We start from the raw sequence: 6,065 nt of genomic DNA on the forward strand, positions 1-6,065 counted from the left end.
TGGCGCCCCAGCGCACGGTTGCATCGAAGTAGGGTGATTTGCGAATTTGCGTTCCAAAGCCAAATTCTTTTTGTTCTTGTTTAGCCATTTCCTCATCCTCATATTGGGCAGTACATCGATTGCGGTGACACTACATACCAATAAATGATAAGAAAAAACTTCAGAGAGATGGGCCTAAAAAACTGCCGCAGAAACGGATATTCGGACTTGTTTTATGCGCTCTTTAGTCCGTTTGGTCTAATGTTGTTATAATGTTGATTTTAAAGGATTTTTATAAAAATGCAGGGGTCAGAAACCTCAGCTATGAACGCAACGGCTCTGGTCGCGTCCAACCTTCTGCGGCCTTTTTCACGCCGAAAATGTCTTTAACGCACAACAAAAACAGAGATGTCACTGTGCTTGACGATATTGGCGGCATTGGAGTGAATGAAATGCAGTTTATCGCCTATGCCAGGTGCATGGGAGGCCATAACAACCAGATCGGCTCCGGAATCCTTGATGACTTCGACGAGTTTTTTATCGAGCTCAACAGCAGTATCGGCAGCTTTTATAACCATGCTCTCTGTTTTCAGGCCATGGAACTGGCCCTGTTCAGAGGCAAAGGTAGCAAGTTTTTCGGCGAGTTCCTCAGGGTTGTGGGCGGCCTCTGAGGGCGTTGTATTTGAGACGGTTACATAGCAGAGTTCAGAGTGGTAGTGCTTGGCTATATCAATAGCGGTATCTAAGGCCTTTGTCATCTTTTCTGTCTGTGCCAGATCTACCGGCACCAGTATCTTACTGTACATGGTTGTCTCCACATTTGTTCAGACTATCATCATTCCGAATTTAAACTTCCAAGGTCTCAATGTATAGCATCGGCATGTATAGCATCGGCTGTCAAAGCCAATGCAGTTATTATTGATCCAGAACAGGATTCGAGAGCCCCTCGAGAGCGCATAGATCGCTGCTGGAGGGGCTCTCGGGATTTCGCAAAAAAAGCCAGATCCAATCTAGCTGAACGGCTCGCCCACAAGGCCAGTCTTTCTCTTTGAAGAGTACTCGGCTACTTCTGTTTTCAGGCCTTTGTAGAGACTTAGGCACATCAGCAGCAGGATCGGAGTAAACGGCAAAGCCGTAATAAGTGATCCAGCCTGCAGTGTCGTCAGTGCGTCATTGCCGCCACCATAAAGCAATATCCCGGCAATGACGCCCTGCAGTACGGCCCAGAATAAACGCTGTGGTACAGGCGCATCCGTTTTACCACCGGCAGTAATAGTGTCAATTACCAGAGATCCGGAGTCCGATGAGGTAATAAAGAACACCAGAACCAGCACGATTGCCAACACCGATGTTATTTCGGTTAGCGGCAAACTAGCGAGCATATGGAACATCGCCAGGGATACATCAGTAATACCATTGGTCAGCTCGCCAACACCGCCCTGAATCTGATTCAGGGCGTTGCCCCCAAAGGCCGTTATCCAGATACCGGATACCAAGGTTGGAACCAGCAATACCGCAATCATGAATTCACGCACTGTGCGTCCTCTGGAAATGCGTGCGATAAACATACCCACAAATGGCGACCAGGATACCCACCACGCCCAGTAGAAAACCGTCCAGCCGGTTTTAAATTGCTCATCTTCACGACCAATCCAGTTGCTCAATGGAATGATGTCGCTGGCATAGTTGGTCATGCTGTCGAAGACGTCGCCAAAGAAAGCCAGGACAGAGCCTGCAGCAATCACGAACAGCAGCAGTATTCCCGCCAAAGCCATGTTGATGTTACTGAGAAGCTTAACGCCGCCATCCAGACCCCGAATTACTGAGAAACCAGCAATGGCTGAAACCACGATGATAATACCGACCTGAGTGACGATATTATTATCAATACCGAACAGGTAGTTAAGGCCGCCTGCAGCCTGGGAAGCACCCAGCCCCAAAGAAGTTGCCAGACCGAATATCGTGGCAAATACGGCGGCGATATCAATTATGTTTCCGATTGGCCCCCACACGCGCTCGCCCAACAACGGGTAGAAAGCGGAACGGATTGATAACGGCAGCCCTTTATTATAGGCAAAGAATGCCAGAGCCAGAGCAACAACACCGTAGATGGCCCAAGGATGCATTCCCCAATGGAACATGGTGGCGCTCATGGCTATCGAAGCACCTTCAGGTGTATTGGCTGCAGTATTGAGCGGCGTACCCCACCAGTCGGTGTAGTAAGCCACCGGCTCAGCAACACTCCAGAACATCAGGCCGATGCCCATACCAGCAGCAAACAGCATGGAGAACCATGACATTCTGCTGAAGTCAGGTTTGGCTGTTTTGCCGCCAAGTCTGATCTTGCCAACAGGCAAAAATATCAGCGATATGCAGAACACGACAAAAATATTAGCGGAGATCATAAACAGCCAGTCAAAGGTCTCGCTTGACCAAGTACGGGCCCCGATCAACATTTCCTTAGCGTGAGCCGGGAAAACTAGTGTCAGTACAATAAAAGCCAGGATAGCGAGCGCGCTGGTGATGAATACTGGACGATGAATATCCATACCCATGGTTTTCACGTTGTCCTGACCAGCCAGGTAGTCAGTGGCGTATTCTCCTGACAATGATCCTGTTATAGCTTTTTCGTTCATGGGAAAACTCCAGTTTGTTATTATTTCGCCGCTTGAATAAACCTGAAGCATTTCGTTTCGTGAAAGATTCAGGATTTGCCAACTCACCCCGTGGCGAGGGTCCGGTAATATCGGGGCCGACGCCTGATCCTGCAGATTAGGCAAACCAATCACCACGGTAAAACGATACTTTCTAAGTAAATCGATTAGTGTGGCTAAGGCTGGTGAGCATGACGATGATCATCGACGGCAGCGGAAGCTGGCACTGGCAGGTGGACAAGCTTATTTTGCGTAGATTGCTGCTTAAACTGGATGGCCGTCCGGACTTGACCACTTCAGGTGCCGTAACTACGATAATGATAGTGACAGGCTCATTTGGAAGGTGTGTTGTAGATCTGGGGCGCTGTGGATGATGTAGGAATGATGGCATCTATTCTGGGTCACGCTGGTCAGATGGGCAATCAGCCCAGCCTCAATATCGCTTACGTTGTGTGAGTGTATTTGCAGACCGAGCTAATAAAAAATATGAAAAACGTCATATTGGACGCAGTGGATGTCCGCATATTGAGTACCGTGCAGCAGCACGGACAAATAAGCAAAGCTAGACTTTCAGAGCTGGTCAACCTGTCGCCGACACCATGCTGGATCAGACTGGAAAAACTCAAAAAGGCTGGGTACATAACTGGTTATCGAGGTGAGATTGCCATCGATAAAATTCTAGACCTATCGAAGTTTATTGTTACAATTTCACTGAAGACACACAGCAGAGTAGATTTTCAGCGGTTTGAAAATTGCATTCAAAGAGTCGATGAAATAGTTGAATGTTGCGCTACGGGTGGTGGTTCGGACTATGTGATGAAAGTAATTACAGCTAACCTCCATGATTTTCAGAATTTGATGGAGGATTTGCTCAACAAAGAGATAGGGATTGAGCGTTATATTATTTATTTTGTCACCAGGGATGTTAAATCAACGCCTCTTAATTTGTTTAAACTGTTGGGAATTAAAAAAGGTCCTTAACTATTTAGTTCATTTTTTACCCATGATGTTCAGCCAAGGTTGCGGAGGAGAGTATTAAAGGCTGACCTGAATTCCATTTCATTTCCACATTTATATCCAATCCGTAGGGCTATACTTAAAGGGCGGCTACTTTGTTTGGTAAACAAGGACTCCCATAGGAAGTCCCCGTGGGTTCCTTTCTCCATCCCCATAATGGTGATGTTGAGCTTTATGGGTAATCAGTTAGCCTTTTCTTGCCGGTTAAGCGGTCAGACCGTTGGGTTCAGAAAGGGAATGCGTACGACAGCATGCTGTCACCGTATTAGCCAGTAGACAGGCAATGGTCATCGGGCCGACGCCACCAGGAACCGGCGTGATCGCTCCTGCGACTTCTTTGGCTGTGTCGTAATCCACATCGCCGACAAGCCGTGTCGTGCCGTCGCCCTGTTCAATGCGATTGATGCCCACGTCGATCACCGTTGCGCCAGGCTTTATCCATTCGCCGGGGACGAACAGAGGCCGTCCCACAGCAGCAACAACGATATCTGCACTACTCACGATCTCCGGCAGATTTCGCGTACGCGAATGGACCACGGTGACTGTGCAGCTATCTCTGAGCAACAGCTGCGCCATGGGTTTACCGACGATGTTCGAGCGCCCAATCACCACCGCATTCAGGCCCGACAGGCTACCGCAATACTCGCGGAGCATCATCAGACACCCCAAAGGGGTGCAGGGCACCATGGCCTTCTGCCCCGTCGCAAGCAGACCGACATTGGAAATATGAAATCCGTCCACATCCTTGGTCGGGTCAATCGCGTTGATCACTAGCGCTTCGTCGAGGTGCGCCGGCAATGGAAGCTGAACGAGGATGCCATGCACCGCCGGATCAGTGTTGAGCTGATGGATCAGCGCCAATAGCCCGGCCTCTGTGGTGTCTGCAGGTAACTTGTGCTCGTAGGAGTTCATGCCTACCTCAACGGTTTGCTTTCCCTTTGAGCGTACATAGACCTGAGATGCCGGATCCTCACCCACTAGCACCACCGCAAGGCCGGGAGTGACCCCGTGGTCCTGCTTGAGGCGCGAGATATGTTGGGCGATCTTTTCACGTAGTGTGGCCGCGAATGCCTTGCCGTCGATAATTTGTGCAGTCATGTCATCTTCTTCTCCGTGCATGCACCCCCTAAAACAGGTTGGCGACCTGTAAAGTCGGTGTGTTTTGACCTTATTATGCGGAGCAGGGCAATGCTGCTACGCTCGCTCAGCCGGGTAAAAAACCGGGGGTTCCAGTACCGCGTGTTACCGCCAAACCTTAGCCGGCGGCGGGTCGACCCGCCACCCCTCCGTTTGCAGTGACCCAGTTCGCATTGACACTGATTCCGCCCAGCGGGAAGAAATGTACCTGTTCGATACCAAAGTTCGGATGGCGCTCTTTATGGGCGGCCAGCTCGGTCAAAAATTCGGTGGGTTCATAGGGTAGCATCAGCTTGGTTACATCCTTTGCCCTGCGCTGCAGTACCCGCATGCTGGGGCCTACGCCGCAAGACAAGGAGTATTTGATCAGAGTATGGAGCTTAGCCGGGCCGGCCACGCCAATATGGATTGGTAGATTAATACCCTCGGACGCCAGCCGGTCGGCCCAAGCGATGACCGGAGCAGCCTCGAAACAGAACTGGGTGGTGAGCGCCACACGGGCATCAGTCCGCTCGGAAAAATCCTGTTTCCACTTCAGGGATTGCATCACCATCCTGTCGGAACCATCGGGGTCTATGTCGCGGTTGCTTTCGGGATGGCCCGCGAAGTGTAAATTCTTGAACCCCTCGAAGAGCCCCGTCTCGAGCATCTGCATGGAATGTTCGAATTCGCCAGCCGGGGTAGTAAGGCCACCGCCCAAGAGTAGCGCCTGCTCTACGCCTGCCTCGCCCTGATATCGGTTGATCCATTCGGCCAGTTCGGCCCTATCCTTGATGATGCGAGCGGGAAAATGGGGCATGGCCGGAAAGCCCTCATCGGCCAGACGGCGTGCCGTGCGAACCATATCCTCGATCGGTGTTCCCTCGATATGGGCTATATAGACGCGGGTGCCTGTCGGCAGAAGGTCGCGAAACGTCTCCACCTTGTCGGCGGTTCGCGGAATCACCTCAATCGAATAGCCGCTTAGAAAGTTCTCCAGCAAGCTTGATGTCTGATCTTCTGTGCTGGCAGAGGCAGGTTTGTGAAAAAAAGAGAGCAACCCCATAAAATCTGTCCTATATGCTGAAGGGTGGTCTAACCCCGTTGTTTTAACTGTCAATGAGCGGCCCTAGGCGCAGTGGTAGCTCACGTATTGTTCTTTTTTGATTGCTGAGATCAAGTTGCCGCGATTTTCTTGTTAGGATCAAAGAACGGTTTTTGGACAACGGTGGCCGTTGTTTTTCCGCCAGGAGTAACGACGTCGAAACGTGTGCCAAGGGCCGCGTGGTCTGCCTCAAC

The 6,065-nt window shown here is 50.6% G+C and carries 5 protein-coding genes; 1 reads left to right on the plus strand and 4 read right to left on the minus strand.

Translation table 11 applies throughout. From position 1 onward, the window contains the following. Positions 1–365 precede the first annotated feature (365 nt). Positions 366–785: a universal stress protein gene (locus F6Y09_RS19915; protein ID WP_152208712.1), complete on the minus strand. Its 420-nt coding sequence runs from the start codon at positions 783–785 to the stop codon at positions 366–368. Positions 786–989: 204 nt separating this feature from the next. Beyond that, the gene (locus F6Y09_RS19920; protein WP_152208713.1) at positions 990–2,615 is read right to left on the minus strand and encodes a BCCT family transporter; all 1,626 of its coding nucleotides are present in this window, start codon (positions 2,613–2,615) and stop codon (positions 990–992) included. A 504-nt stretch (positions 2,616–3,119) separates the two neighbouring features. On the opposite strand from F6Y09_RS19920, the gene F6Y09_RS19925 reads away from it, so the two are divergent. Continuing rightward, on the plus strand, positions 3,120–3,614 hold the full coding sequence (locus F6Y09_RS19925; protein ID WP_152208714.1) for an Lrp/AsnC family transcriptional regulator: 495 nt from the start codon (positions 3,120–3,122) through the stop codon (positions 3,612–3,614). A gap of 240 nt (positions 3,615–3,854) precedes the next feature. Here the strand turns inward: F6Y09_RS19925 and folD are convergent, their stop codons facing one another. After that, positions 3,855–4,748 (minus strand): bifunctional methylenetetrahydrofolate dehydrogenase/methenyltetrahydrofolate cyclohydrolase FolD, encoded by an 894-nt coding sequence (folD, locus tag F6Y09_RS19930; RefSeq protein ID WP_152208715.1) that lies wholly within the window; start codon positions 4,746–4,748, stop codon positions 3,855–3,857. A gap of 157 nt (positions 4,749–4,905) precedes the next feature. Then, positions 4,906–5,832: a methylenetetrahydrofolate reductase gene (locus F6Y09_RS19935; protein WP_152208716.1), complete on the minus strand. Its 927-nt coding sequence runs from the start codon at positions 5,830–5,832 to the stop codon at positions 4,906–4,908. Positions 5,833–6,065: the final 233 nt, after the last annotated feature.

The sequence above is a fragment of the Marinobacter changyiensis genome (assembly GCF_009193265.1).
Lineage (GTDB): Bacteria > Pseudomonadota > Gammaproteobacteria > Pseudomonadales > Oleiphilaceae > Marinobacter > Marinobacter changyiensis.